General features: G+C 56.7%; 26 protein-coding genes. 3 read left to right on the forward strand and 23 right to left on the reverse strand.

What is annotated here, in order from left to right; all coding sequences use genetic code 11:
* Nucleotides 1–3: 3 nt before the first annotated feature.
* The 3 genes from ACWKV9_RS06485 to gcvA all read right to left on the reverse strand — a co-directional run bounded on the left by ACWKV9_RS06485 (nt 4) and on the right by gcvA (nt 3,148).
* Nucleotides 4–1,512: a methionine--tRNA ligase gene (locus tag ACWKV9_RS06485; protein WP_483835247.1), complete on the reverse strand. Its 1,509-nt coding sequence runs from the start codon at nt 1,510–1,512 to the stop codon at nt 4–6.
* Nucleotides 1,512–1,955 carry a cupin domain-containing protein gene (locus ACWKV9_RS06490; protein ID WP_483835248.1) on the reverse strand — a complete coding sequence of 148 codons (444 nt, stop codon included), beginning with the start codon at nt 1,953–1,955 and terminating at the stop codon, nt 1,512–1,514. The genes ACWKV9_RS06485 and ACWKV9_RS06490 overlap by 1 nt, the downstream gene beginning before the upstream one ends.
* Nucleotides 1,956–2,239: 284 nt before the next feature.
* Nucleotides 2,240–3,148 (reverse strand): transcriptional regulator GcvA, encoded by a 909-nt coding sequence (gene gcvA / locus ACWKV9_RS06495; protein ID WP_483835249.1) that lies wholly within the window; start codon nt 3,146–3,148, stop codon nt 2,240–2,242.
* A gap of 156 nt (nt 3,149–3,304) precedes the next feature.
* Between gcvA and ACWKV9_RS06500 the strand changes: the two genes are divergently transcribed.
* Both ACWKV9_RS06500 and ACWKV9_RS06505 read left to right on the forward strand, forming a co-directional pair.
* On the forward strand, nt 3,305–4,225 hold the full coding sequence (locus ACWKV9_RS06500; protein WP_483835250.1) for a DMT family transporter: 921 nt from the start codon (nt 3,305–3,307) through the stop codon (nt 4,223–4,225).
* A gap of 201 nt (nt 4,226–4,426) precedes the next feature.
* Nucleotides 4,427–5,359, forward strand: a complete 933-nt coding sequence (locus ACWKV9_RS06505) for a LysR substrate-binding domain-containing protein (RefSeq protein WP_483835251.1) — start codon at nt 4,427–4,429, stop codon at nt 5,357–5,359.
* Nucleotides 5,360–5,372: 13 nt separating this feature from the next.
* On the opposite strand, the gene proB is transcribed toward ACWKV9_RS06505, so the two are convergent.
* Genes proB through ACWKV9_RS06535 form a run of 6 tightly spaced genes read right to left on the reverse strand, consistent with a single transcriptional unit; the run spans nt 5,373 to nt 11,812 of the window.
* Nucleotides 5,373–6,482, reverse strand: a complete 1,110-nt coding sequence (proB, locus tag ACWKV9_RS06510; protein WP_483835252.1) for a glutamate 5-kinase — start codon at nt 6,480–6,482, stop codon at nt 5,373–5,375.
* A gap of 21 nt (nt 6,483–6,503) precedes the next feature.
* Entirely contained in the window at nt 6,504–8,558 is a 2,055-nt protein-coding gene (phnN, locus tag ACWKV9_RS06515) for a phosphonate metabolism protein/1,5-bisphosphokinase (PRPP-forming) PhnN (RefSeq protein ID WP_483835253.1), read from the reverse strand.
* 5 nt (nt 8,559–8,563) lie between these two features.
* Nucleotides 8,564–9,400 (reverse strand): carboxylating nicotinate-nucleotide diphosphorylase, encoded by an 837-nt coding sequence (nadC, locus tag ACWKV9_RS06520; RefSeq protein WP_483835254.1) that lies wholly within the window; start codon nt 9,398–9,400, stop codon nt 8,564–8,566.
* Nucleotides 9,401–9,445: 45 nt separating this feature from the next.
* Nucleotides 9,446–10,177, reverse strand: coding sequence for an ABC transporter permease (locus ACWKV9_RS06525; protein WP_483835255.1), 732 nt, complete (start codon nt 10,175–10,177; stop codon nt 9,446–9,448).
* A gap of 5 nt (nt 10,178–10,182) precedes the next feature.
* Nucleotides 10,183–10,932 carry an ABC transporter permease gene (locus ACWKV9_RS06530; RefSeq protein ID WP_483835256.1) on the reverse strand — a complete coding sequence of 250 codons (750 nt, stop codon included), beginning with the start codon at nt 10,930–10,932 and terminating at the stop codon, nt 10,183–10,185.
* Between the two features lie 31 nt (nt 10,933–10,963).
* Nucleotides 10,964–11,812: an ABC transporter ATP-binding protein gene (locus tag ACWKV9_RS06535; RefSeq protein WP_483835257.1), complete on the reverse strand. Its 849-nt coding sequence runs from the start codon at nt 11,810–11,812 to the stop codon at nt 10,964–10,966.
* A gap of 618 nt (nt 11,813–12,430) precedes the next feature.
* Here ACWKV9_RS06535 and ACWKV9_RS06540 point away from each other — a divergent pair.
* Nucleotides 12,431–13,417, forward strand: a complete 987-nt coding sequence (locus tag ACWKV9_RS06540; protein ID WP_483835258.1) for an ABC transporter substrate-binding protein — start codon at nt 12,431–12,433, stop codon at nt 13,415–13,417.
* Nucleotides 13,418–13,477: 60 nt separating this feature from the next.
* Here the strand turns inward: ACWKV9_RS06540 and glmS are convergent, their stop codons facing one another.
* From glmS to ACWKV9_RS06610, 14 genes are all read right to left on the reverse strand, one after another.
* On the reverse strand, nt 13,478–15,313 hold the full coding sequence (gene glmS, locus ACWKV9_RS06545; protein WP_483835259.1) for a glutamine--fructose-6-phosphate transaminase (isomerizing): 1,836 nt from the start codon (nt 15,311–15,313) through the stop codon (nt 13,478–13,480).
* Nucleotides 15,314–15,322: 9 nt separating this feature from the next.
* On the reverse strand, nt 15,323–16,090 hold the full coding sequence (locus ACWKV9_RS06550) for a DeoR/GlpR family DNA-binding transcription regulator (protein ID WP_483835260.1): 768 nt from the start codon (nt 16,088–16,090) through the stop codon (nt 15,323–15,325).
* 177 nt (nt 16,091–16,267) lie between these two features.
* Nucleotides 16,268–17,635, reverse strand: a complete 1,368-nt coding sequence (gene glmU, locus ACWKV9_RS06555) for a bifunctional UDP-N-acetylglucosamine diphosphorylase/glucosamine-1-phosphate N-acetyltransferase GlmU (RefSeq protein WP_483835261.1) — start codon at nt 17,633–17,635, stop codon at nt 16,268–16,270.
* 123 nt (nt 17,636–17,758) lie between these two features.
* A complete protein-coding gene (locus ACWKV9_RS06560) occupies nt 17,759–18,184 on the reverse strand; it encodes a F0F1 ATP synthase subunit epsilon (RefSeq protein ID WP_043192055.1) in 426 nt (141 codons plus the stop codon).
* Nucleotides 18,185–18,229: 45 nt separating this feature from the next.
* Nucleotides 18,230–19,606 (reverse strand): F0F1 ATP synthase subunit beta, encoded by a 1,377-nt coding sequence (gene atpD, locus ACWKV9_RS06565; RefSeq protein WP_483835262.1) that lies wholly within the window; start codon nt 19,604–19,606, stop codon nt 18,230–18,232.
* Between the two features lie 27 nt (nt 19,607–19,633).
* Complete coding sequence (atpG, locus tag ACWKV9_RS06570; RefSeq protein WP_483835263.1) at nt 19,634–20,494, reverse strand: F0F1 ATP synthase subunit gamma; 861 nt, start codon at nt 20,492–20,494, stop codon at nt 19,634–19,636.
* Between the two features lie 50 nt (nt 20,495–20,544).
* Complete coding sequence (gene atpA, locus ACWKV9_RS06575) at nt 20,545–22,089, reverse strand: F0F1 ATP synthase subunit alpha (protein ID WP_483835264.1); 1,545 nt, start codon at nt 22,087–22,089, stop codon at nt 20,545–20,547.
* 21 nt (nt 22,090–22,110) lie between these two features.
* Nucleotides 22,111–22,647 carry a F0F1 ATP synthase subunit delta gene (locus ACWKV9_RS06580; RefSeq protein WP_074886101.1) on the reverse strand — a complete coding sequence of 179 codons (537 nt, stop codon included), beginning with the start codon at nt 22,645–22,647 and terminating at the stop codon, nt 22,111–22,113.
* Between the two features lie 12 nt (nt 22,648–22,659).
* Nucleotides 22,660–23,130, reverse strand: coding sequence for a F0F1 ATP synthase subunit B (locus ACWKV9_RS06585; protein WP_268798716.1), 471 nt, complete (start codon nt 23,128–23,130; stop codon nt 22,660–22,662).
* Nucleotides 23,131–23,187: 57 nt separating this feature from the next.
* Nucleotides 23,188–23,445: a F0F1 ATP synthase subunit C gene (gene atpE, locus ACWKV9_RS06590; RefSeq protein WP_002555987.1), complete on the reverse strand. Its 258-nt coding sequence runs from the start codon at nt 23,443–23,445 to the stop codon at nt 23,188–23,190.
* Nucleotides 23,446–23,581: 136 nt separating this feature from the next.
* A complete protein-coding gene (gene atpB / locus ACWKV9_RS06595) occupies nt 23,582–24,451 on the reverse strand; it encodes a F0F1 ATP synthase subunit A (RefSeq protein WP_483835265.1) in 870 nt (289 codons plus the stop codon).
* A 16-nt stretch (nt 24,452–24,467) separates the two neighbouring features.
* Entirely contained in the window at nt 24,468–24,875 is a 408-nt protein-coding gene (locus ACWKV9_RS06600) for a F0F1 ATP synthase subunit I (RefSeq protein WP_483835266.1), read from the reverse strand.
* Between the two features lie 146 nt (nt 24,876–25,021).
* The gene (locus tag ACWKV9_RS06605) at nt 25,022–25,894 is read right to left on the reverse strand and encodes a ParB/RepB/Spo0J family partition protein (RefSeq protein ID WP_483835267.1); all 873 of its coding nucleotides are present in this window, start codon (nt 25,892–25,894) and stop codon (nt 25,022–25,024) included.
* Nucleotides 25,895–25,903: 9 nt separating this feature from the next.
* On the reverse strand, nt 25,904–26,695 hold the full coding sequence (locus tag ACWKV9_RS06610) for a ParA family protein (RefSeq protein ID WP_483835268.1): 792 nt from the start codon (nt 26,693–26,695) through the stop codon (nt 25,904–25,906).
* Nucleotides 26,696–26,698: the final 3 nt, after the last annotated feature.

The following is a 26,698-nucleotide window of genomic DNA, read 5'->3' on the forward strand; positions in this document are numbered from 1 at the left end:
CTGTCAGATTTCGTACTCGACGGCACTGACGTGAACCAACTGTTGAAACACTTCTTTCTCGGTAAAACGGCAGTAACGCAAAATGTCACGCGCCAGATCCGGAAACACTGGCGCGCCGATGGCCCCGATCAGCGCCATGTACGGCAGGATGCGTTTGCCCATGGATTGCCGGTCGCGAGCGGCGTTGATCACATCGGACAGAAGTACCGCGAGGCCTTTCATGGAGAAGTGGTCCACCGAGGTCACTTCAAACCAGCGCGCGACGAGAATCTTGATCGCCGCCGCATCGGTGGAATTGACCTTCAAGCTGTCGCCATTCAGGCGTTCGCGTTCGGCCTGAGCTGCGAGCCTGACCAGCACCTCGTTGAAGGTTTCCTCACGCCAGGCGGCGAATTTTTCAACGTCGAAATCGTCGGTGTCTTGCTCGGGCGCAATCAGCGCCAGATAGAACCTGGCGCTGTCGGTGCAGGCGTCGGCCACCAGATCGCGGGCCCAGATCGCGTAGTTGCGGCTGGTAGAAAGGTTCTTGCCGTTTAGCGTCAGGAATTGATTGGTGTAGAAGGTCTGGCGCATGCGGTAGCCGTGCATGGTGTGTAGCAACGAGGGGTAGACCACCATGTGACTGAACGCGCAGTCGTAACCGAGAAAATGCACCAGCCGGCCATTGCCGGAGCGGCAATACTCGTCGTATTCCCAAGGCGCTTGTTTGTGCTCGTTGAGGTATTCGCGAAAGGCCGCCAAATAACCCGACAACCCCATAACCCAGGTATGGATACGGCGGGTGCCGTCAGGCTTTAGGTCCAGGCCGCCATCGTGAGGCCGGGTAACGCCCCAGTCCGCAGGGCCCAGACGCATCTCCTCGTTGAGAAAGCGCCGGATGAAAGGCCGCAAAGGCGCGTGCTCGAAAGTGCTCTGTAAGTGGTTGCGAAAGTTCGACAGCGTCAGAAATTCGCGCTCTACAGGCCGCCAGATCATCTTTGATGAGCACAACTTGCAGCGGAAGTCGGTCATTTTCGAGGCGTTGGGCGTGTGCGCACATTCTTCGCACTGACTGGCGTCGGAGTCCGACCCGCAATGATCGCAATTGCCCCGGCCAAAAGCTTCGTAACCCCATTTGTCACAGCCTTCGCAGTACGGTTCCTGGCTGACTTTTTTGTAGACGGCCCCGGCCTTGACCACGAATTCGTACACTTCTTCGACGGCTTTCTTGAAGTAGTGGTTGCGATACGGGCGCATCCAGAAATCAACCTGGATGCCCATCTTGGTCAGCGTCTCGTTGATCTTGTCAGTGTTTTCAACAGCCAGTTCCTGAGGCGCCCGATCCAGTTCGATGCCACGGCGCAACATGTACGACTGGTAGTCATCAGAGTAGGAAACCAGAGTGCAATCGTGCCCGCGCTGACGTTGCGCCCGGGTGTAGATATCTGCTGCCAGAAAGGGCCCGGCCATGTGTCCGATGTGCAAATCACCATTGGGCGTTGGCGGCGTAATAGTGACCAGTAACTTGGCCATCAGGACACCCTCTGTTCGGAAACGTCATGAATGACGGCATGCTGCAGTGATACATGCTGCGAAGCAGAGTCTTGCTGAGCATCTTCATCGAGAAAGCGATTAGCGGAATCGCGGTCCCACCAGACAACGTAAAAGTGAAAGTCTTCGTCGGTGTCGTTGAGTACGTAATGATCAGTGTGCTTGGGAATGGCCGCGATATCTCCCATGGCAAAAGGGAACGTCTCATCGCCCACCACTAACTTGGCAGTGCCTTTGATACCGATAAAAAACTCTTGGTCGATCTGGGTGTGTGACAGGGATTTGGTGTGAGGCCGTACGACGCACCAACCCCCGCCAATCGGTGTTGGATAGTTGGCCCATGGCAACAGCCTTGCGCCGTCCAGATCATATTCATGGACCAGTTTGTCCCACGCCATCGGACGAAAAATTTGGAAGTCCGCCATGATGTTCTCCTTCAGTCTTGAGCGTCCCTGCTCTACATTTTTTCGACGTGGCAGGTGATGAATTACGCCCGTCAATGACTGGATAAACTGAAGAATTTTGCAGGGCGGAGCAAACAACGAATACGCAATTGCCGGTTAAGTTTGACTTAACCACCAATGGCTTAATTGTTTTATGGATCATGAAGTTAACGGTGGTTACATGACCGGTTGTTTCACCAGCGGACGTTAAAGTGAGACTTAACCGACCTACAAATAAACACGCAGTTTAAACTCGCGTTATTGACCTAGCGTCTGGTGAATTCCCGCTGGCTGGAAATAGCCTGGGATACCAGCCAGTCACGAAACTGACGGCTCGATTTGGGCAGCACTGCGGTTTCGTCGTAGACCAGGTAATACGCGATGGGCGTTTCGATGGTGACTCGAAACGGCACCACCAATCGGCCGGAGGCCAACTCATCGCTGATCAGGGATCGGCGCACCAATGCGATGCCCATGCCCGCCAGTGCGGCTTCGATCACACCGTTGGAATCCACGAACACCGAACCCCTGTGGACCGCGGCCTCAGCGTCTTCGATCCCCACTGCGCGCAGCCAAAGGCCCCAGTCTTCCCGGTGTTCATCGTGCAACAGGGTGTAGCTTTTCAGGTCGATGGGGGATGACAGAAATTTCGAATCGGGCAACAGGCTGGGGCTGCACACTGGCTGCAACCGGTCGTTGATCAACATCTCCACTTCAAGCCCCGGGTAGCGGCCCAGGCCATGACGAACCGCGAAATCAACACCGTCGCCGAGTAGATCGACAAGGCGATTGGTGGTGCTGATGAGCACTTCGACGTCCGGGCAAATCGTCTGAAAATCCGGCAGGCGCGGCATTAACCACTGCATGGCAAAGCCGCTGGTACAACTGATGGTGATGGTGTTGGGGCCGTTATCGCTCATGAGTCGCTGAGTAGCGTCAGCGATCTGGCCCAAGGCCGGGCGGATCGCCCTGAGGTAAATCTTGCCTTCAGCGGTCAGTTCCAGGCGCTTGGTATTGCGAATGAACAACTGCACGCCGACAGCTTTTTCCAACTTGGCAATTTGCTGACTGATTGCCGCAGGCGTGACAAACAGCTCACCCGCCGCGCTCTTCATGCTCGCGTGACGCCCTGTTGCTTCGAAACAGAGCAAGGCGTGCAGGGGCGGGAATTTCATGTCTGACCTCAGTTAAGAAAAACTAATGTGCTTAAGAAAAGCTCGCTTGAGCACCGCTTCAGACACTGCTCAAATCATCACACCCTGACTCGACAAGCGTCAATGCCGCATCTTTCGAGTCACTTTTTAGTTAACAGTCGGCGGCAAAGGTAGCCCATGAAATTCTCAGATTATGTGCGACTACTTGTTCTGGCAGCTATCTGGGGCGCCAGCTTTCTGTTCATGCGCATTGCAGCTCCCGTGCTGGGGGCATTGCCCACAGCATTCTTTCGCGTACTGCTCGGTGCAATTGGTCTGGCCGTTATTCTCTTCGTACTCAAAACCAAAGTTGATTTCAAAGGCAAGCTCAAGCCCACGATGGTGTTGGGTGTGATTAACTCTGGCATTCCCTTTTTGATGTATAGCGTGGCAGCGCTGTTATTACCCGCCGGTTATTCGGCCATCTTCAACGCAACTACGCCGTTAATGGGTGTGTTGATTGGCTCGATGTTTTTCAGCGATTCACTGACGCCGAAGAAAGTCGCTGGCGTATTGATCGGTTTGATGGGGATAACCCTGCTAACCACCACTGGGCCGGTCACGCTTTCTACCACCGTGGTGATGGGCGCGTTGGCGTGTCTGGTTGCCACCAGTTGCTATGGCGCCGCAGGATTTCTGACCAAGCAGTGGATCGCCGACAAGGGCGGCCTGGACGCAAAACTGGTGGCCTTCGGTAGCCAGATCGGCGCAACACTATTTTTGATGCCGTTCTTTAGTATCTCCGCTGCGGTTAATCCGCCGCCCAGTTGGGGCGACTCCACTGTCTGGCTTGCGCTGGCGGCGGTAGGTTTCGTCTGCACGGCTTGTGCGTACATTCTGTATTTCCGCCTGATCGCCGACATTGGCCCGGTACGCTCGCTAACCGTGACCTTTCTCATCCCGCCCTTCGGCGTGCTCTGGGGCGTGATGTTCCTCGATGAACATCTGTCGATTGCGCACCTGTATGGCGGTGGGCTGATTTGTCTTGCTGTGTGGTTCGTGCTCAGCAAAAGCAAACCCAAGCAACTACCGGCCAGGCGTAACGCGGCCACAAGCTGACGCAACAACTTATCCACAAATGACTTCGTTGCAGTCGCCTGGTCGCGGTGACCAGGCGGGGCATCGCTGTGCCCGGTTATCCCAGGCATTCGCTCTTCAGGCTTTAGGCAAAACAGCGTTGGGACAGATGAACATGGCACTAAACATCGGCTCAATCGCCATTCGGATCATTGGCTCTTACATCTGGGCGGAGTATTCAAGATGAGCAGAGCGATACCGTTGATTGCCCTTCGCACGTTCGTTGAAGTGTGCAAGGTCGGCAGTATGAAACGCGCCGCTGACCACTTGTGCGTATCTCCCGCTGCCGTCAGTCAACAGATCAAAGGGCTGGAAGATCAGATTGGCCGACGTCTGTTCGAGCGCGACGCCAAAGGCATTCAGCTGACGGCCAGCGGTCGTACGTTGTTCGACGAATTGTCTGACACCTTCGATGTGATCGAGAAAGCCTGGTCCAGCGCTGCGCTCAAACCGCCGAGGCAAACCCGACTGGTCATCAGCACCACATCGACCATAGCCAGCTCCTGGCTGATACCCGCGCTGGGCGATTTCAAAGAGCGCTGCCCGAATATCGAAATCTCGATTCAGATCTGCAATGGCCTGTCAGACCTTAAACACGGCCATGTGGATATCGCGATTCAGCGCGAGATGGCCAGCAGCCCAGACAATCACGCCACTCGACTCTGGTCTTCATACCTGATCCCGGTGTGCAGCCCTAAATTACTGGCAAAGCAACGCAGTATCGAGACCCCGCAGGACTGCCTGACCTTCCCCTTGCTGCACGATACCGAGCGCAATTACTGGAAGGTCTGGATGAACGCGTTTGGCATGGGCAATCGCAAGATTATTCAGGGGTCCAGCTACGGCGATGAATCACTGTTGATCAGTGCAGCGTGCGCAGGGCAAGGCATTGCCTTGGTAAACAATGTCTTTGCCTGCGAAGCGCTGAAATCCAAACGTTTAGTACAGGTGCTGAATGCGACGTCGGAACTCAAGTTTGACTATTTCGTGTACTGCGCCAAAGAGCGCCGCGAAGAATGGGCTATTGATGCGTTCATGAAATGGGCCGTGCAGCAGGCTGGGAAATCCGCGCACGGCCATGTGCAGGACATGGACAAGGGAACTAAGGTGGCGTAAGCACGCTGCGCTGTTATTCCGGGGAGAGAAACATCACCAGATTTTCATGGCTGATGATCGCAGGTTCGGCAACGTAGCCAATCTGCCGTGAAAATGCTTCCACAAACTGGCCGCGCAAGCGCTGAATTTCCTGCGAGCTGTAATTGACCAAACCCCGCGCCAGCTCAGCGCCGTCCGGCCCGCGGCACACCACCATGTCACCCCGTTGAAAGACGCCTTCCACCCGCAGGATCATCAGCGCCGTCACGCCGCTGCCATCTGCCACTTCGCCATACGAACCCGCAATAATTTCCAGCACCCCACGCATGGGCAACTGGTTGGACAGCCATCTGTCCCGCGATGCGACAGGGTGGGTGTCGGACAGCAGCAACGTGCCAACCGACGCACCGCTGGCCACCGCCTCGAGAATGCCAGCTGTGCGTCCGTCGGCAATGATCGTGTGCGCACCGGAACGCGCGGCCAGTCGCGCCGAGCGTAGCCATGAACGGACATCGAAGCCAAAGTGCTCGGTCATGTCGTGGGCGCAACGATCCAGCTGGGCATCACCGGCCGCCGCTTCGCTGATGAGCGTGTCTGGCTGATCCGGGTTGAGCGCGAGGAATCCCTCAAGCTCTGTCAGCAGGATATACAGGTCGGCCTGCACCAGATTGACCACCAGCGCACCAAGACTGTCGGTGTCGCCTGCCCGTATGCCATGGCTGGCGACGGTGCCGTTTTCACTGACCACGGGGATCGCGCCGTTCTTGAGCAATACCTGCATGGTGCTGCGGGCGTTAAGGTAATGCTTGCGGTGGGACAAGTCGTCCTGGGTCAGGAGGATCTGCGCCGATTGCAGGCCATGGGTTTCCAGGCCCTTGGCCCAGGCGTTGGTCAGCTTGATCTGACCGATGGCCGCCAGTGCCTGCGCTTCGTGAAGCGGCAATAGCCCTGCATGGGCTTGACTGGCGCAGGCGCCGGTTGCACCAGCCGACACCACAACCACCTCAATGCCCCGCTGATGCAGCGTCGCAATTTGAGCCGCCAGGCGCTGGACAGCTTCTTGATTCAAACCATCAGGGGCGCAAATCAAACGGCTTTCAATGTGAATGACCCAACGCTTGGTCGTCGCTATCTCATCTCGCATGATTCACCTCGGTTTTGCCCCTCACTCAGGCTCGCGTTCTGGCATTAACGTTACGCCATCGCTCATTTGCGCCAATACGCTGGCCGACTCGAGGTCTGCAGCATTCGAGCCATGGATTACGTAGAGGCATTGCCCCTGCGTCACGCGGTCGCCCTGCCCGACTTTAAGATCGATACCGGCTGACTTATCCACAGGTGCTCCGGCACGGCGCGCGATCTCGGCGATGCGCCAGCCATCGAGCTCACTCACTTGCCCATCCGCGGTCGCGTACACCGAGTAGGTCAACGCGCCCGGCAACGAAGGCTCCTTTCTGCCCTGGGCGTCGATGATTCGCTCGAATGCTGCATTGGCTTCACCGTTGAGCAACAGTTTCTCAGCCAATTGTCGACCCGCCTCGACGCTACCCACCGCAGGGTCCCAGGACAAGATCTGCCCTGCGAAGAAGATCGCTTTCTCCCGCAAATCCTGCGGCGCTGCCGGATCGTTTTCCAACACCAATCGGACGTCGCGCACTTCAAGGGACGGGCCAATGCCCCGGCCAATCGGGCGGCTGCCATCGGTTGCGAAGGCCACGACAGTCAGACCGAGCCCGGCGCCGACCCGCTCGAATAAATCACCCAACTCCCGGGCTTGCGCCTGGGTTTTTAGTTTGGTGCGCGGCCCGTAGGGCAGATCGACGACCACATGGGTGGAGCCTGCGGTGAGTTTTTTCGAAAGAATCGACGCTACCGACCAGCGATTGGAGTCGATGCCCAGCGGCCGGGTGATAGCGTTCATCACGTCATCGACCACGGAGTGATTGAGCCGACCGTTCCAGGCAATACAAGCGCCAGCCTGCTCCACGCAGCGCTGCACATCGGCGACTGTCAGGTCGACGCGCGCCAAGGCTTCCATCGCATCGGCGGTGCCTGCCGCCGAAGTGATCGCCCGCGACGAAGTCTTGGGCATCGCCATGCCGTGGGCCGCGACGATCGGCACCACCAGCAGCGTGATGCGGCTGCCAGGGACCCCGCCCATGGAATGTTTATCGACCACAATGGGTCGATCCCAGCGCATTGTCGGCGTGAAGCGGGTTCGCACCTTGGCCAGTGCGATAACCTCGGCGTCGGACAGACTGCGAGTGGCGCTAACCAGGAAAGCGCTGATTTCGCCGTCCGTGTAGCGCCCCTCAATGATGTCGCGCAGCAACATCTCGTACTCTTCCTCGCCCAACTCCTGACCCTGAACCTTCTTGATCAACGCTTGGCGACTGGCCGGAGAAGGCGTGCGGCGCAGAGCAACCTCGGCGCCTTCGGCAACGTCCCAACTGGAGAACGCTTCTTCACTCAAGCCGATTTCGTCGGACTCAAGAAACACCCCGGCGGCCAGACCATGAATCTGCACGCTCAATGATTTGCCCTCAGCGAGCAGGTCCACTTTTGAAGCGCCAAGATAATCCGTTGCTGACAGCACGGCGTTCTGCATCGGGAGGTAGGCGATACGCTCAAGGCCCGTAGACACAGGCACCCGCCGCAGCCGCAGGCGTTGCGTGGCATTGGCCAGCGCACGGATGAAGGCGTTGATGCCGTCTTCGAGCGCACCGTCATTGCTCACGCGGATGGTCTCGATATCGATGGGCAACGGTTCGACCTGACGCATGACCCGCGCCCGAGCCTCCAACGCATTCTCCCGACCGCGCGCCAGAATCCGCGCGGCCAGTACGTCTATGGACGCCGTGACCTCCACCACGATCAGTCTGGGCACAAGGCCTGCCAGCTCGCGGATCATTTTTCGTGAGCCATTGGCAATCACGTTGTAGCCGTTGCTCAAGGCCGTCAGCAGATCGGCTGACAAACCGTAGGACAATCCGTGGGCTTCCCAGGTGATCAAAAAATCCCCTGCGCTCACAGACGTTCTGAATTGGGCCTCGGTGACGCCGTCGTGATCCTCGCCTGGGGCGCCGGTGGGGCGCGTAATTGTGCGACGAGCGAACACATACCGACCGGCCTCACCGAGATGGGCGCGGGCGCCTTCGATCAACGAATCCTTACCGGCGCCGCTTGGGCCGACAACAAAGAAGAAGATGCCCTGCGCCATGAGTCTTACTCCGCCTCGTCCAGGCCGATGTCCACACACACCGCCGCCTGATTGAGCTTGCTGGTGGAAATGTAGTCGACGCCAGTCTTGGAAATCGCGCCGATGGTGGACAGATTGATGCCGCCCGAAGCCTCGAGCTTAGTGCGGCCGTTGACCATTTTTACCGCTTCGGTCATGTCGGCCACGCTCATGTTATCGAGCATGATCACATCGACGTTGGCTTCCAGCGCTTCAGCCACTTGAGTGAGGCTGTCGCATTCAACTTCCAGCTTGGTGAGCACCGGCAGTTGACGACGGGCGCGCTGCACAGCCTGGGTAATGCCTCCGCAGACGGCAATGTGGTTGTCCTTGATCATCACGCCGTTATCCAGGCCCAGACGGTGGTTCAGACCGCCGCCGCAGGTAACGGCGTGTTTTTCCAGCATGCGCAGGCCTGGAGTGGTTTTGCGGGTGTCGATCAGACGAGCGTTGCTGCCCGCGACGGCGGCGACGTATTTAGCCGTTTCGTTGGCGATCCCGGACATGCGCTGCACGATGTTCAGCGCGGTGCGTTCGGCGGTCAGTACGCTGCGTGCGTTACCGCTGACATCGATCATCACGGTACCGGCTTCGATCTTCTGGCCGTCTTTTACTCGCACGATGACTTCCAGCGTCGGGTCGTAGCGCTTGAAAACGCGGGCGGCGATGTCGATGCCGGAGACGATCAGTGTTTCCCGGGCGTTCATATAAAAAGCACCGGTTTCTTCTGCTTCGATCATGACTTGCGCGGTCAGGTCGCAGTAACCGATGTCTTCGGTCAGCCAAAGATCAATGAGGCGGTCAGTCTGGAAAACGTCATACATCGTGGTTACCCCTATGTGTGGATACAGTTCGGTACGAAAAGTCAGTTATCGGTGTTGAAGTTTTTTGTCGAGCATCAGCATCAGGCTGTTGCAGGTGACCGCGATGACCGTCAGCAGCAGCGCCACGGCCATGATGGTCGGTATGTCGCCCAGGCCCATGGCGTTGACCGCCATGTAGCCAAGGCCGCGCTGGGAGGCGAACATTTCGCCGATCAGCACGCCCAGTAACGTCAGGGCAAAACCCAGCCGCACCCCGGCCACGATCTCCGGCAGAATTGCCGGCAACAGCACATGAAACAGCGATTGAATCGGGGTCAGGCGCAACGTGCCGGCGGTGCGCATGTACACCGGACGCATCTGGCGGATGGCGTTCATGGTGAACAGCAGAATCGGGATCAAGCCGTGCATGACACCGAACGCCACCTTCGAAGACAGCCCCAACCCGAAACACAGCAGCACCAATGGATACAGTGTCACTTTGGGGATGGCATACAGATTGAGCAGGATCGGTTCGGCCACTGCGCCCGCCAGCTTGTTCACGCCAAGCAGCACACCCAATACGATCCCGCCGATCAGCGCCAGACTCATGGCATATGCAAAAGCCTTGGCGGTCTCGCCGACATTGGTCCAAAGCTCGACGGTGCCCATCATCGAAATCAGGTGCGTGACGGTCATCCAGGGAGAGGTCAGCGCGCCAGCACCGATGGCCAGATGCAACAGTTGCCACGCGGCGATCAGCGCAAGCACCAGTAAAAAGGTCGGGAGGAATCTCTGCATGCCGGTCACCGTTGACGACGCGCTTGCAAGCGACGGTCGAAGAAGTTGAGCGCCGCGTTGATCAGCGTGACGCTGATCAACACCAGCAACATGAGGGCGTACATGTTGTCGCTTTCGAAGTTGTTGTAGGCAAAGGCGATGGCGTAACCAATTCCTGAGCCAGACAAGATGAACTCCGAAGCAATCACGCCGATGAACGAGTACGCCACCGCCAGCTTCACACCGCCAAACAGATACGGCAGCGCTGCTGGCAGCTCGATGCGCCAGGCAGTCTGTAGTCGGGACATGCGCATCACCGCCGCGCTTTTGCGCAGCACATGAGGGATGCGGTCCAGCCCGGTCAGGGTCGCGGTGATCATCGCGACAATCGCCAACAGCACCGCGATGGCGATGATCGAGCCATGGCCGACGCCGAACACAACGATAAATACCGGATAAAAAATGAACGTCGGCACCGCGTAATAACTGGCGAGCAGGGGTTCCAGCGCCCCGCGAAAGCGCGGCATCGAATGCACCAGCAGGCCAATGAAGAAGCCGCTGATGATTGCGACGAACGCGGAAACGATGATGTTGGTAAAGCTGAAAAGGATGTCTTTGCTGTATTGCCCTGCCGACACCAGCGTAAGCAGATGGGTAAACATCTGCGACGGCGGGATCATCACCGTCTGCGGGATGACATGGGTGCGACACAGCACCTCGATCAGCCCGATGAACCCCGCGACCAACACGGATCGCAGCACGCTTTCGATATTCAAATCGACGTCCTCAGAAGATGGCCGAACCGGATCAATGCTGCGCGCCCATGACCTTCATGGTTTCCACCCGCAACTTGTCCCACAGGCGCGAATTGATCTCACCAAATCTCGGGGTCGATACCACACGACTGTCGCGGTCGCGGTCCCAGCCAGTCTCAACCATGTCGATGAACAGCCCTGGCCTTGAGGACATCACGCCGACCCGGTCCGAAAGCATCGCCGCTTCATCCAGTGCGTGAGTGATCAGCAATACGGTGGCAGAGGTTTCGCGCCAGAGCCGCAGCAGTTCATCGCCCATCAGCAGGCGGGTTTGTTGATCCAGAGCGCCGAAGGGTTCGTCCATCAGGATCAGGCGCGGCTGCATCACCAGCGTGCGGGCGATGCATACGCGCTGACGCATGCCGCCGGACAACTGAGCGGGGTAAGCGCCGGCAAAGTCCCGCAGGCCCATGAAACCCAGCGCATAGATGACACGTCGCTCGACTTCAGGACCATCCATGCCGCTGCGGCGAAGACCGAAAGCGATGTTGTCGCGCACGGTCAACCAGGGAAACGAAGCATCTTCCTGAAACACCACGCCGACGCCGTCCGGAACGCTGGAGATGACTTTGCCTTCGAACGTCACTTCGCCCGAAGTGGGACGGGCCAGGCCGGAGAGGACATCCATCAACGTCGACTTCCCACAACCAGAGGGACCGACCACGGAGAAGAACTCGCCTTTGTTCAGGGTCAGATCAATGGGCCCCAGCGCGTGGAACAGCTCTTTGGTGCCAGCTTTCTTGAAGGAGCGCGTCACTTGTTTCAGAGTGACATGCGCGGTGCGGGAATCCGTTGCCGCCCGCAGCGTTTCAACCGCCCCGCCTTTCAATGCAAACGTCATATTCACTCCTCCAAGATCGGCTGGTGAACCTTGAGCCGACTAGGGCTAAAAGCGTTCAATTTATAATGCACACGCTAGATATATAGGTGTTAGCAAGATAGAAGCCAAAAACGGAGAGTGCGGTCTGTACGAAAACACTTTTAAGTTATCATCTTGATTATCAACAAGTAATTATTAGTTACGTTGTTTTCTTGGTTCGTTATTGCATAACGAATCAAGCACTCATAATAAAGCTGAGGCACGCAGCAATAGGACGTACACACTATTCGCTCCAGGGTAGTGCCACGTATTGGGCCATCGCACCAAAGAAGGACGCCATTGCAAGGCTTTTCCAGCAGGCTCTGGTTGGAACGAAAAGGCGCTTAAATCAATGTGTACGCTTCTTTATCGAACACTTCACAGACGCGAATGAAAAATGAGGGTTAACACTTTTATGTAATAAATATGTTAATTATCAACATGATAAAGACCGGAAATGACCTATAGGTATTGCGCTACGCAATTGGCCTGTATCTTGCTCCATCACTTTTAATAGCGTACAGAAACTAAAAAAAATATCCCCGCCGCCTTAAATTTTGCCATTACGAATACCCGTCGCTGCTATTAGGAGTTTCGAGAATGACTGCACAGCAAGCCCTCATGCGCTCCACCCGAAAATTTGCCGTTACTGGCCTGGCCGCGCTCTCGCTGGTGACATCCATGGCGCGCGCCGATGAGATCTCCGTGACCCAATGGGGTACGAGCCTGTATGGCTTGCCGTATGCAGTAGCGATGGAAAACGGCCTGTTCAAGAAGGCTGGTGCCGATATCACAGGCATCCTGGGTTCAGGTGGCGGCGGCACAACCGTTCGCAATATTCTGGCGAGCGACACGCCTTACGGTGAGGTAGCAGTGGCTGCGGCACTGGCTGCTCAACGTCAAGGACTGGATCTGGTGATCGTCAATATTGGCACTCGATCGGTCGCCGAATCTTCGGTGGTAACGCTCAAAGGCTCGCAGCTGAAAACCATCGCTGACCTATCGGGCAAGAAAGTCGCGATCACCTCTCCCAAGGGTGTCTCGGAAATGCTGCTGTTGATGTCGTTGAAAGCCAAGGGCGTGGACGCCGAGAAGGTCGCAAGAGTGGCATCTGGCGGTTACGTGAACGGCTTGACGCTGCTGGATCAGAAAGCCGTGGACGCAGCTGTATTGATCGAACCGCTGTCGATCATCCGCAAAGACCAATACGACACCCTCTACAAATCCAGCGACATTCTGCCGCCAATGACCACGTCGGTCGGCATTACCACTCGCGAGTTCGCCAAAGCGCACCCCGACAAGCTCAAGGCAATCATCGAAGGACGGCGCATGGGTGTGAAAGCGATCTACGACAACCCACAGCAGGCAGCAGAAATCCTCGGCAAGAGCTTCAAGCTTGAACCCGCCATCGCGAAGGAGGCTGTGGATAATATGGTCACTTCACATATGTGGAGCGAGGGAGACTTCAATCTGGTCGAGCTTGACCGTATGGCCGATGGCCTGAGATTGAACGGAGAGTTGAAAGGTGAAGTGGATTGGCAGGCGATTGTGGATAAGTCTTATCTACCGGCTGATCTTCAGCGCTAAGCTTTATCCGCCCGGCGACTTATAGGCAGTCGCCAGTGGATATAACTCGCTGTGGGTAACTTATTCCACCGTGACAGATTTGGCCAAATTGCGCGGTTGGTCTACGTCAGTACCTTTCAGCACGGCAACGTAGTACGACAAAAGCTGCAATGGGATCGTGTACAGCAACGGCGCCAAGGCATCGATGATGTGCGGCATGGAAATGACATGCGTGCCTTCAGCGTTGTGCATACCGGCCTGTTCGTCGGCGAAAACGATCAATTCGCCACCTCGCGCGCGAACCTCTTGCAGGTTGGATTTGAGTTTCTCCAGCAGCTCGTTGTTCGGCGCGACTGTCACGACAGGCATGTCGCTATCGACCAAGGCTAATGGGCCGTGCTTCAGCTCACCCGCCGGGTAGGCTTCGGCGTGGATGTAGGAGATTTCCTTAAGCTTCAACGCCCCCTCCATCGCCACCGGGAACTGCGCGCCACGACCCAGGAACAGCGTGTGGTTCTTCTCAGCAAACAGCTCGGCGACCTTCTCGATAGTGCTGTCCATCGCCAGCGCTTCACCCAGCCGGGTCGGCAGGCGACGAAGTTCTTCAACTAGCTCTGCTTCAACGCCCTCCCCCAATGTGCCTTTGACCTGCCCCAGTGACAGGGTCAACAGCAACAAGCCCACCAGCTGCGTAGTGAAGGCCTTGGTCGAGGCGACACCGATTTCCGGGCCTGCCTGGGTCAGCAGGGTCAGATCGGACTCACGCACCAGCGAGCTGATACCAACGTTACAAATCGCCAGACTGGCCAGAAACCCTAGCTCTTTGGCGTTGCGCAGCGCGGCCAGTGTGTCGGCGGTTTCACCGGACTGGGAGATGGAGACAAACAGCGTGTCCGGCTGCACAACCACTTTGCGGTAACGGAACTCGCTGGCAACTTCGACCTGGCAGGGAATCCCGGCCAGACCTTCTAGCCAGTAACGCGCGACCATGCCTGCGTGATAACTGGTGCCACACGCGACGATCTGTACGTTGCGCACTTTGGCAAAGAGTTCGGCCGCTTGAGGGCCGAACGCCTGAACCAAAACCTGTTCTTGACCCAGACGACCTTCGAGCGTGCGCTGCACCACTTTTGGTTGCTCGTGAATTTCCTTGAGCATGAAGTGGCGGAACTCGCCCTTGTCGGCGGCTTCGGCACCTTCTCGGTGTTGCACGGTTTCGCGAATAACGGGTGCGCCTTCGGCATCCCAGATTTGTACGTTATCGCGACGAATCTCAGCGATATCGCCTTCTTCCAGATATACAAATCGATCCGTGACCTGACGCAGCGCGAGCTGGTCGGAAGCAAGAAAGTTCTCCCCCAGGCCGAGTCCAACCACCAGCGGACTGCCACTACGGGCGGCGAGCAGACGATCAGGCTGTTTGGCGCTGATTACCGACAGGCCATAGGCACCATGGAGTTCTTTGACCGCTGCCTTGAGAGCGACGGTCAGGTCCGGCGTGTCCTGAAGTTTGTGGTGCAGCAAGTGGACGATAACTTCGGTATCAGTGTCCGAGGTGAACACATAGCCCAGGCCTTTGAGGCGTTCGCGCAGCACTTCGTGGTTCTCGATAATGCCGTTATGAACCACTGCCAGCTCGTCATTTGAGAAATGCGGATGGGCATTGCGTTCAGTCGGCGCGCCGTGGGTCGCCCAGCGGGTGTGGGCTATGCCGAGACGGCCCACCAGCGGTTCGCCCGCCAAGGCTTGTTCCAGTTCGACGACTTTACCCACGCGGCGTCGACGCTCAAGCACACCGGCGCTGGTGAACAGCGCCACACCGGCACTGTCGTAGCCGCGGTATTCAAGACGCTTAAGGCCTTCTAGCAGGATGGCAGTGACATTACGTTCAGCGACAGCGCCGACAATTCCACACATGGTTTTCTCCTAGGAAACAGCGGCGCATATCAGCGTGATGCCGCGGGCCTGAATTTGCTCGCGTGCCGCTTGGGGCAGGCGATCATCGGTAATGAGGGTATGGACGCTGCTCCACGGCAGCTCCAGATTGGGAATCTTGCGACCGACTTTGTCGGCTTCAACCATCACGATCACTTCGCGGGCAACCTCAGCCATGACTCGGCTAAGGCCCAACAGCTCATTAAAAGTGGTAGTGCCGCGCGCCAGATCGATGCCATCGGCACCGATGAATAGCTGATCGAAATCATATGAGCGCAATACCTGCTCGGCGACTTGCCCTTGAAAGGACTCGGAGTGCGGGTCCCAAGTGCCACCGGTCATGAGCAACACCGGCTCGTGTTCCAGTTCACCCAAGGCGTTGGCCACATGGAGGGAATTGGTCATCACCACCAGACCTGGCTGCAAACCAAGTTCGGGAATCATGGCGGCGGTGGTGCTACCACTGTCGATGATGATTCGAGCGTGTTCGCGGATGCGTCCGACTGCTGCCCGAGCGATGGCCTGCTTGTATCGCGAGACTGGCTGACTGGCATCGCCGATGAGTTCCTGCGGCATACTTATCGCGCCACCGTAGCGGCGCAACAGCAAGCCGTTGGTTTCGAGCGCAGCCAGATCCTTTCGAACCGTTACTTCGGAAGTTTCGAAGCGCTTGGCAAGTTCATCGACGCTCACTTCTCCCTGCTCTGCGAGTAGCGCGAGGATATTGTGACGACGCTGAGGAGTATTGCGCTTCGACATGGCGACCTTAGGTTTCGTTTCGAAAGATAACGAAGCCAATCAAAACCTATCGAAAGATAAACGTCAAGCGCCGAAGCGATTGAAACCTGTAGGAGCCAACTTGATGGCGAGACTGCGGGATGCCAAATATTTTCTCGCGAACAAGTACGCCCCTACAGGAGGGAGCTGTGGATAACTTCAGTCTTTTTTGATCTTAACTGGTCGCTTCCAGCCGTCTATGTTTCGTTGGCGAGCGCGGGCAACTGCCAACTGATTGATAGAAACATCTTGAGTGATCGTCGAACCAGCTGCTGTAGTGACGCCAGAGGAGATATCCACAGGCGCTACCAGCGAGTTGTTCGATCCGATGAATACGTCTTCGCCCATAGTGGTTTGGTGTTTATTGGCGCCATCGTAGTTGCAGGTAATAGTGCCCGCACCGATGTTGGTCCTCGCGCCAATGACCGCGTCGCCCAGATAAGTCAGGTGACCGGCTTTGGCGCCTTCACCCAAACGAGCATTCTTCAGCTCTACAAAATTACCCACATGCGCGCGATCGCCCAACACAGTGCCCGGACGCAAGCGTGCGAACGGGCCGGCGTCCGCACCCTCGCCGACAATTGCGCCATCCAGGTGGCTGTTGGCCTTGATCACGGCGCCTTTGCGCAGTGTGCTGTCCTTGATCACGCAATTCGGCCCGATGATCACATCGTCTTCAATCACGACGCGGCCTTCGAGAATGACGTTGATGTCGATGGTGACATCCCGACCCACAATCACCTCGCCTCGGACATCGAAGCGCGCGGGGTCTCGCAAAGTGACACCCAGCGCCATAAGGCGACGCCCCTCACGTAGTTGATAATGGCGCTCTAGCTCCGCGAGCTGCTTGCGATCATTGGCGCCCTGTACTTCCATCGCATCCTGCGGCTGCTCTGTTGCAACCACCAAGCCATCGTCGACGGCCATGGCGATGACGTCAGTCAGGTAATACTCGCCCTGAACGTTGTTGTTCGACAGGCGACTCAGCCATTCCCCCAGGCGCTGGCCCGGAACGGCGAGGATGCCGGTATTGCCTTCCTGGATTGAGCGCTGAGCATCAGTCGCGTCTTTGTGTTCGACAATGGCACTGACACGACCCTGCTCATCACGAACGATGCGGCCATAACCGGTTGGGTCGTCTAGGGTGACAGTCAACAGGCCCAGCTGTTCAGAGTTGACCAATGTGAGCAGCCGCTGCAGGGTCTGCACCTCAATCAGCGGCACATCGCCATAAAGGATCAACACAGTATCGGCGGTGAGTGCAGGTACTGCTTGGGCAACGGCGTGGCCGGTACCCAATTGCTTGTCCTGCAGAACAAAATTCAAATCATCAGCGGCCAGCCTCTCACGCACCGCATCGGCACCGTGGCCGATGACGACCTGAATGCTTTGTGGATTGAGCTGACGAGCACTGTGGATAACATGGCCAAGCATGGAATTGCCTGCCACCGGGTGAAGCACCTTGGGCAACGCCGAGCGCATGCGGGTGCCTTGGCCGGCCGCGAGAATTACGATATCGAGAGACATGACAGACATTCCAACCGAGCGAGCCGCGCTTCGGAGAGAGATCCGGAACGAGCTGATTTTGAAAAAAGAAAAAGGGTAGCCGAGGCTACCCTTTTTCTCAATCGCGCATCAAAGCCGACGACGTTAGCCGCCGAACTTCTTGCGAATTTGCTGAACGGTACGCAGCTGAGCTGCGGCCTCGGCCAGACGAGCAGCAGCAGATCCGTAGTCGAAGTCTGCGCCTTTCTCGTTCAGGGCTTTCTCAGCCGCCTTGACGGCTTCCTGAGCAGAGGCTTCGTCCAGGTCAGCAGCGCGTTGCACGGTATCGGCAAGCACTTTGACCATGTTCGGTTGAACCTCAAGGAAACCACCAGAGATGTAAAACACCTCGGCTTCTCCACCCTGCTTGATCAGACGGATCGGACCTGGTTTCAGATCAGTGATCAGCGGCGCGTGACCTGGAGCGATACCGATATCACCCAGGTTACCGTGCGCAATCACCATCTCGACCAGACCGGAGAATATTTCTCCTTCCGCACTGACGATATCGCAATGGACTGTCATAGCCATTTGCCTGCCTCAACCTGATTAGCGCCCGTTACCGGGCGCCGGGGGTTACAGTTTCTTGGCTTTCTCGATCGCTTCTTCGATGCCGCCGACCATGTAGAACGCTTGTTCTGGCAGGTGGTCGTAGTCACCGTTGAGGATGCCTTTGAAGCCAGCAATGGTGTCTTTCAGGGAAACGTATTTACCCGAAGCACCGGTGAAGACTTCAGCCACGAAGAACGGCTGCGACAGGAAGCGCTGAATCTTACGAGCGCGGGATACCAACTGCTTGTCGGTTTCCGACAGCTCGTCCATACCCAGGATCGCAATGATGTCTTTCAGCTCTTTGTAGCGCTGCAGCACGTACTGAACGCCGCGAGCGGTGTCGTAGTGCTCCTGGCCGATCACGTTCGGGTCCAGCTGACGCGAAGTCGAGTCCAGTGGATCGACCGCTGGGTAAATACCCAGGGAGGCGATGTCACGAGACAGAACGACGGTGGCGTCCAAGTGGGCGAAGGTGGTCGCTGGCGATGGGTCAGTCAAGTCATCCGCAGGTACGTATACCGCTTGGATCGAAGTGATCGAACCTTCTTTGGTGGAAGTGATGCGCTCTTGAAGCACGCCCATCTCTTCGGCCAAGGTCGGCTGGTAACCTACTGCAGAAGGCATACGGCCCAGCAGTGCGGATACTTCAGTACCGGCCAGTGTGTAACGGTAGATGTTGTCAACGAACAACAGAACGTCGTTACCTTCGTCACGGAACTTCTCGGCCATGGTCAGGCCGGTCAGTGCTACGCGCAGACGGTTACCCGGCGGCTCGTTCATCTGACCGTAAACCAGTGCCACTTTGTCCAGAACGTTGGAATCCTTCATCTCGTGGTAGAAGTCGTTACCTTCACGAGTACGCTCACCTACACCTGCGAACACGGAATAACCGCTGTGCTCGATGGCGATGTTACGGATCAGTTCCATCATGTTTACGGTCTTGCCTACACCGGCACCACCGAACAGACCGACTTTACCGCCTTTGGCGAACGGGCAAACCAGGTCGATAACCTTGATGCCGGTTTCCAGCAGGTCGTTGCCGCCTGCCTGTTCAGCGAACGAAGGCGCTGGACGGTGAATGCCCCAACGTTCTTCGGTTTCGATTGGGCCGGCTTCGTCGATCGGGTTACCGAGGACGTCCATGATACGGCCGAGAGTCGCTTTACCGACCGGTACCGAGATGGCTGCGCCGCTGTCGACAACATCCAGACCGCGCTTCAAGCCTTCGGTCGAGCCCATTGCAATAGTACGAACCACGCCGTCGCCCAGCTGTTGCTGAACTTCGAGAGTGGTTTCCGCGCCTTGTACTTTCAGCGCGTTGTAGATGCTCGGTACGCTATCGCGTGGGAATTCCACGTCGATCACGGCGCCGATGATTTGAACGATACGTCCGCTACTCATTAGCTGGTTCCTCTGAATTTTGAACCGTTAAACCGCGGCAGCGCCGCCGACGATTTCCGAGATCTCTTGGGTGATCGCTGCCTGACGCGCCTTGTTGTAGATCAGCTGCAAATCGCTGATCAAATCACCGGCGTTGTCTGTGGCGTTCTTCATCGCGATCATCCGCGCGGCCTGTTCGGCTGCGTTGTTCTCGACCACCGCCTGGTAAACCTGCGACTCCACGTAACGTACCATCAAGCCGTCCAGCAGCTCCTTGGCGTCGGGTTCGTACAGGTAATCCCAGTGGTGCTTGAGTTCTTGATCCTGGGTTGCGACCAACGGAATCAACTGCTCGACCATTGGTTGCTGAGTCATGGTGTTGATGAACTTGTTGGATACCACGGACAGGCGATCAATACGGCCATCCAGGTAGGCATCCAGCATCACCTTGACGCTGCCGATCAAATCGTTGATCGACGGCTCTTCGCCCAAGTGGCTGATCGCAGCGACGACGTTACCGCCGAAGTTGCGGAAAAACGCCGCACCTTTGCTGCCAACCACGCACAGATCAATCTCTACGCCGTTTTCACGGTTCTTCGCCATGTCCTTGACCAAAGCCTTGAACAGGTTGGTATTCAAGCCACCACACAGACCACGGTCACTGCTCACAACGACATAACCGACGCGCTTTACTGTGCGCTCGATCATGAACGGGTGGCGGTATTCCGGGTTAGCGTTGGCGAGATGACCAATCACCTGGCGGATACGCTCCGCGTAAGGACGGCTAGCTGCCATGCGCATTTGAGCCTTGCGCATTTTGCTGACCGCCACTTTTTCCATGGCGCTGGTGATCTTTTGCGTGCTTTTGATGCTCGCAATCTTACTGCGAATCTCTTTTGCGCCTGCCATGTAACACCTATCAGGTTAGCAAGCGGGGGCCTCTCGACCCCCGCTGCGGCTTACCAGGTTTGGGTGGCCTTGAACTTCTCGATACCGGCTTTGAGGCCAGAATCGATTTCGTCGTTGAAGTCACCCTTCACGTTGATCTTCGCCATCAAATCGGCGTGATCGCGGTTGAAGTAAGCAATCAGCGCTTGTTCAAAGCTGCCAATTTTGGCGATTTCGACGTCAGTCAGGAACCCACGCTCAGCGGCATACAGCGACAGCGACATGTCAGCGATCGACATTGGCGCGTATTGCTTCTGCTTCATCAGCTCGGTAACGCGCTGACCATGCTCAAGTTGCTTGCGGGTCGCTTCGTCCAGGTCAGAAGCAAACTGGGCAAATGCAGCCAGTTCACGGTACTGAGCCAGAGCGGTACGGATACCACCGGAAAGCTTCTTGATGATCTTGGTCTGAGCGGCACCACCAACACGGGATACCGAAACACCGGCGTTCACTGCCGGACGGATGCCGGAGTTGAACATGGCCGATTCCAGGAAGATCTGACCGTCGGTGATCGAAATCACGTTGGTCGGAACGAACGCGGAAACGTCGCCAGCCTGGGTTTCGATGATCGGCAGTGCAGTCAGGGAACCGGTCTTGCCAGTTACCGCGCCGTTGGTGAACTTCTCTACGTACTCTTCCGAAACGCGGGAGGCGCGCTCCAGCAGACGGGAGTGGAGATAGAACACGTCGCCTGGGTACGCTTCACGGCCTGGTGGACGGCGCAGCAGCAGGGAAATCTGGCGGTAAGCCACTGCTTGCTTGGACAGATCGTCATAAACGATCAGCGCGTCTTCACCGCGGTCGCGGAAGTATTCGCCCATGGTGCAACCGGAGTACGGAGCCAGGAATTGCAGCGCTGGAGATTCGGAAGCACTGGCAGCCACGATGATCGTGTTAGCCAGAGCGCCGTTCTCTTCCAGTTTGCGAACTACGTTGGCGATGGTCGATTGCTTCTGACCAATTGCTACGTAGACGCAGAAGATTCCGCTGTTTTTCTGGTTGATGATCGCGTCGATCGCCAGAGCGGTTTTACCGATCTGACGGTCACCGATGATCAGCTCACGCTGGCCACGGCCGACAGGGATCATGGCATCGACAGCCTTGTAGCCAGTCTGTACAGGCTGGTCTACCGACTTACGCCAGATAACGCCCGGAGCGACTTTTTCTACGGCGTCGGTCTCGGTGTTGTTCAGCGGACCTTTGCCATCGACAGGGTTACCCAGTGCGTCGACAACGCGACCCAGCAGTTCCTTACCAACCGGAACTTCCAGGATGCGGCCTGTGCACTTGGCGCTCATGCCTTCAGCCAGAGACTGGTAGGAGCCCAATACCACAGCACCTACAGAATCTTGCTCAAGGTTGAGAGCCATACCGAAGACGCCGCCCGGAAACTCGATCATTTCGCCGTACATTACGTCGGCGAGACCGTGAATCCGCACGATACCGTCAGACACGCTGACGACAGTACCTTCGTTACGGGCTTGGGAGGTTACATCGAGCTTGTCGATGCGACCCTTGATGATTTCACTTATTTCGGAAGGATTGAGTTGCTGCATTGCTCTGCTGCCCCTTCAAACTCAAGATTTCAATGCTTCGGCTAGTTGCGCGAGTTTGCCGCGAACTGAGCCATCGATAACCAGGTCGCCGGCGCGGATGACGACACCACCTATAAGGGTGGCATCCTCCGCAGCATGCAGGCGCACTTCCCGGCCGAGCCGTGCACTGAGAACCTTGGCGAGTTTGTCTTGCTGTTCTTGGTTCAATGCGAAAGCACTGGTCACATCCACATCTACCGACTTTTCCTGCTCGGCCTTGTACAGGTCGAACAGCTCGGAGATCTCCGGCAAAAGCGGGAGACGGTCGTTTTCTGCAACGACCTGGATGAAATTCTGTGCCTTGGCATCGAACTTGTCGCCGCACACTTCAATAAAAGTGGCGGCCTTGTCTGCGCTCGTCAGTCGCGGGGCCTTGAGCATGCGCTGCATTGTGTCGTCTTGCGACACTGCAGCAGCCAGGCCGAGCATCGCTGACCAATTGGCCAGTTGCTGGTGCGCCTGTGCATGCTCGAAGGCTGCCTTAGCGTAAGGTCGGGCCAACGTGGTCAGTTCTGCCATGATCGCCCTCGCTTAAATTTCAGCAGCCAGTTTATTAACCAGCTCCGCGTGCGCGTTTTGATCGATTGTGGCACCCAGAATCTTCTCTGCGCCATTGACTGCCAGGCTACCCAATTGGGCGCGCAGCGCATCTTTGACACCGTTCAGTTCCTGTTCGATCTCGGCCTGAGCCTGAGCCTTGATGCGGTCAGCTTCAACGCGTGCCTGTTCCCGGGCTTCGTCGACAATCTGAGTACCGCGTTTCTTGGCCTGCTCAATGATTTCAGCTGCCTGAGCTTTCGCTTCGCGCAGTTGTTGACCCGCTTTATCTTGGGCCAACTCCAGGTCGCGAGCTGCTCGGCTGGCAGCGTCCAATCCATCCGCAATCTTCTTCTGACGTTCGTGCAAAGCCGCGATGACCGGAGGCCATACGAACTTCATGCAAAACAGTACAAAAATGAAGAACGCAACGGACTGGCCAATCAGGGTTGCATTAATGTTCACGCCAACACCTCGCTAGTTCGTTGTCCATCACACCAATCAACTCGAAAATTCGAGTGATTAGCCAGCGAGCTGACCAACGAAGGGGTTCGCGAAGGTGAAGAACAGAGCGATACCAACACCGATCATGGTTACGGCGTCGAGCAGACCAGCCACGATGAACATTTTAACTTGCAGCATTGGAACCATTTCTGGCTGACGCGCTGCGCCTTCCAGGAATTTACCGCCCAGCAAGCCGAAACCGATTGCAGTACCCAGTGCGCCCAGGCCGATCAGCAGTGCAACAGCGATAGCAGTTAGACCAACTACAGTTTCCATCTTTCCTCCCGACTTTTACGTCGTATTGGTTAGGTTTTTTAGATTAAAGCGGTAAAACAAAATCGTTTCTTACATCAAGCCCTCGCGGGCATCCCCTTACGCAAGCAAGGGGATCATCAGACGCGCAATGCGAGTCTTAATGGTTATCTTCGTGAGCCATCGAAAGGTAAACGATGGTCAGCATCATGAAGATGAACGCTTGCAGGGTGATGATCAGGATGTGGAATACAGCCCACGCCCATTGCAGGACCACGCCCAGACCGCTAAGCCAGAGCAGACCACTGCCGAACATGACCGCGATCAGGATGAACACCAGTTCACCAGCGTACATGTTGCCGAAGAGACGCAGAGCCAGAGAAACCGGTTTGGCAATCAGAGTCACGAATTCAAGCAGGAAGTTCACAGGAATCAATAGCGCCTGGACAAGAATGTTCTTGCTACCAAACGGGTGCAGGGTCAGTTCGCCGATGAAACCGCCGATGCCCTTGACCTTGATGCTGTAAAAAATGATGAGCGCGAAGACCGAAAGCGCCATGCCGATCGTCGCGTTAGGGTCGGTGGTCGACACTGCGCGGAAAGGAATGTGGTGGTCACCGGAAATCATGATAGCCAACTGAGGAATCCAGTCGACTGGGATCAGGTCGATGGCGTTCATCAGGAAGACCCAGACGAAAATCGTCAGCGCCAGCGGTGCGATGACTGCGCTGCGACCGTGAAAGCTATCCTTTACGCTGCCGTCGACGAACTCGACCATCACTTCAACGAAGTTTTGCAGAGCACCGGGCTGACCGGAAGTAGCCTTTTTGGCGACCATACGGAAAATCAGGACAAAAATCAGACCCAAGGCAACCGACCAACCCAATGTATCCAGGTGGAAAGCCCAAAAGCCCATTTCTTTTGCTTCTGCCGCGGAATGGGCGAAGCCCCAACTGCCGTCAGGCAAATGACCATAGGTCAAGTTCTGCAAGTGGTGCTGGATATAGCCCGAAGCTGTTTGCTCTGCCATGGTTGCCTCAAACGCCCTAAGGTCTCAAAAGTCTTGTTTTCATGAGCAGGGGTGCGAACCAACTGACCAACTGGGTCAGTATGAACACGCCGAAGACTGCCAGAGGCGCCAGCGGCTTTACTCCTGCAAAGGTCAGTGCAAATAGCACTGCCGTAAAAATCAGTTTGCCCGCCTCGCCGGCATAAAAAGACCGCACGATGGCTTGCGCTGCTCTAGCTCCGGTAAACCGAAATGCCTTGTGAGCAAAATACAAATTGGGCAGCCACGCTATCAGGCCTCCGCACAGCCCAGAATATCCAGCAACGACCCCATTCCACTGCCACAGCGCCAAAGCAGCCAACAGCAGAACAACACCTTGGGCCAGTAGTACCGGAAATACCGCCAGGCGATGGAATGGCAACCTGTTTGGTGTGCGTGTTTCCATCACTACTGCTCCTCGAGCGTCGGCGGCCAAAATCAATAACTTGGCATAATTTGTGCCGACAAAATGCGCGCAGAGTATAGGGGCGGTTAACGCCCTATTCAACTGCCGGGTAGTGATTTCCGACTACACGCTACAGGGCAATTGTTTCAGCGGATGTGAGCGAGGACACCTTGCAACTCATCCAGTGAGTTATAACGAATGACTAACTGGCCCTTTCCCTTCTGGCCATGACGAATCTGCACTGCGGAGCCTAGCCGCTCGGCTAGACGCTGCTCCAGACGACTGATGTCAGGATCAGGTTTGGCCGGCGCTGAAGCTTCCTGCTTACCGCTCAACCACTGCCTTACAAGTGCCTCGGTTTGGCGAACTGTTAGCCCGCGTGCGACAACATGTCGCGCCCCTTCAACCTGCTGATCTTCAGGCAAACCGAGCAATGCGCGCGCGTGGCCCATTTCCAGGTCACCGTGCGAAAGCATTGTCTTGATCACCTCAGGCAGTGCGATCAAGCGTAGCAGGTTAGCCACGCTCACCCGCGACTTACCCACAGCTTCGGCGACCTGTTGCTGGGTCAGTTGGAATTCCTGCTGCAAACGTTGCAGTGCCACAGCCTCTTCAATCGGATTAAGGTCTTCACGCTGAATGTTCTCGATCAGCGCCATGGCAATAGCCGTTTCGTCCGGCACATCGCGGACCATAGCCGGAATGGTGTCAATACCAGCCTGTTGACTCGCACGCCAGCGGCGCTCGCCCGCAATGATCTCAAAGCGGTTTTCACCGATTGGGCGCACTACGATCGGTTGCATAACGCCTTGGGCCTTGATCGACAAAGCCAGCTCTTCAAGCGCTTGAGGATCCATGTCGCGACGTGGCTGGTATTTCCCACGCTGAATCAGGTCCAGCGGAATGTGCTGCAATTCGCGCTGGTCGGCCTTGGTGGCCTGTTCTTCCAGAGAACTGACGGTTGGACTGCTCAGAAGTGCATCCAGCCCACGTCCGAGTCCTCGTTTCTTGACGGCCATGGGTATTCCTTAAGTGGGCTGAGCGGTGCGGGTGTTACGACGTTGACGACGAACCATCTCGCCCGCGAGGGCCAGGTAAGCCAACGCGCCTCGGGAAGTCTTGTCGTATGCCAGAGCTGGCATACCGAAGCTCGGTGCCTCGGCCAGACGAATGTTGCGCGGAATCACAGTGTCGTAGAGCTGTTCCCCAAAGTGCTCCTTGAGCTGGGCGGACACATCGTTGATCAGGCTCAGCCGCGGATCGTACATAGTCCGCAACAGACCTTCGATCTTTAACTGTGGATTCAGCAGCTCGGCAATTCGCTTGATGTTATCCACAAGGTCGCTCAAACCCTCGAGTGCAAAATACTCGCACTGCATGGGGATGATCACACCGTCAGCCGCCACTAGCGCGTTGAGCGTCAACATCGACAGCGACGGCGGGCAGTCGATGAGGATGTAGTCGTAATTTTCGCGAATCGGCGCCAGCGCAGTGCGCAAGCGACTTTCCTTCATCTGCATTTCGAGCAACACCACTTCTGCAGCGGTCAGATCGCGGTTTGCCGGTAACAATTGATAGCCACCGTGCTCAGAAAAATGCATGGCCTGGCCAAGATCGCATTCGCCGATCAGCACGTCGTAAATCGAGTTCTCGAGCGCGTGTTTATCCACGCCGCTGCCCATCGTGGCATTGCCTTGAGGATCGAGATCGATCAATAGCACTCGGCGCTTGGTAGCGACCAGCGAGGCTGCGAGGTTGATGCAGGTGGTGGTTTTGCCCACACCACCTTTTTGGTTCGCGATCGCGAATACCTTAGCCATTCT

Source organism: Pseudomonas corni (genome assembly GCF_057128765.1).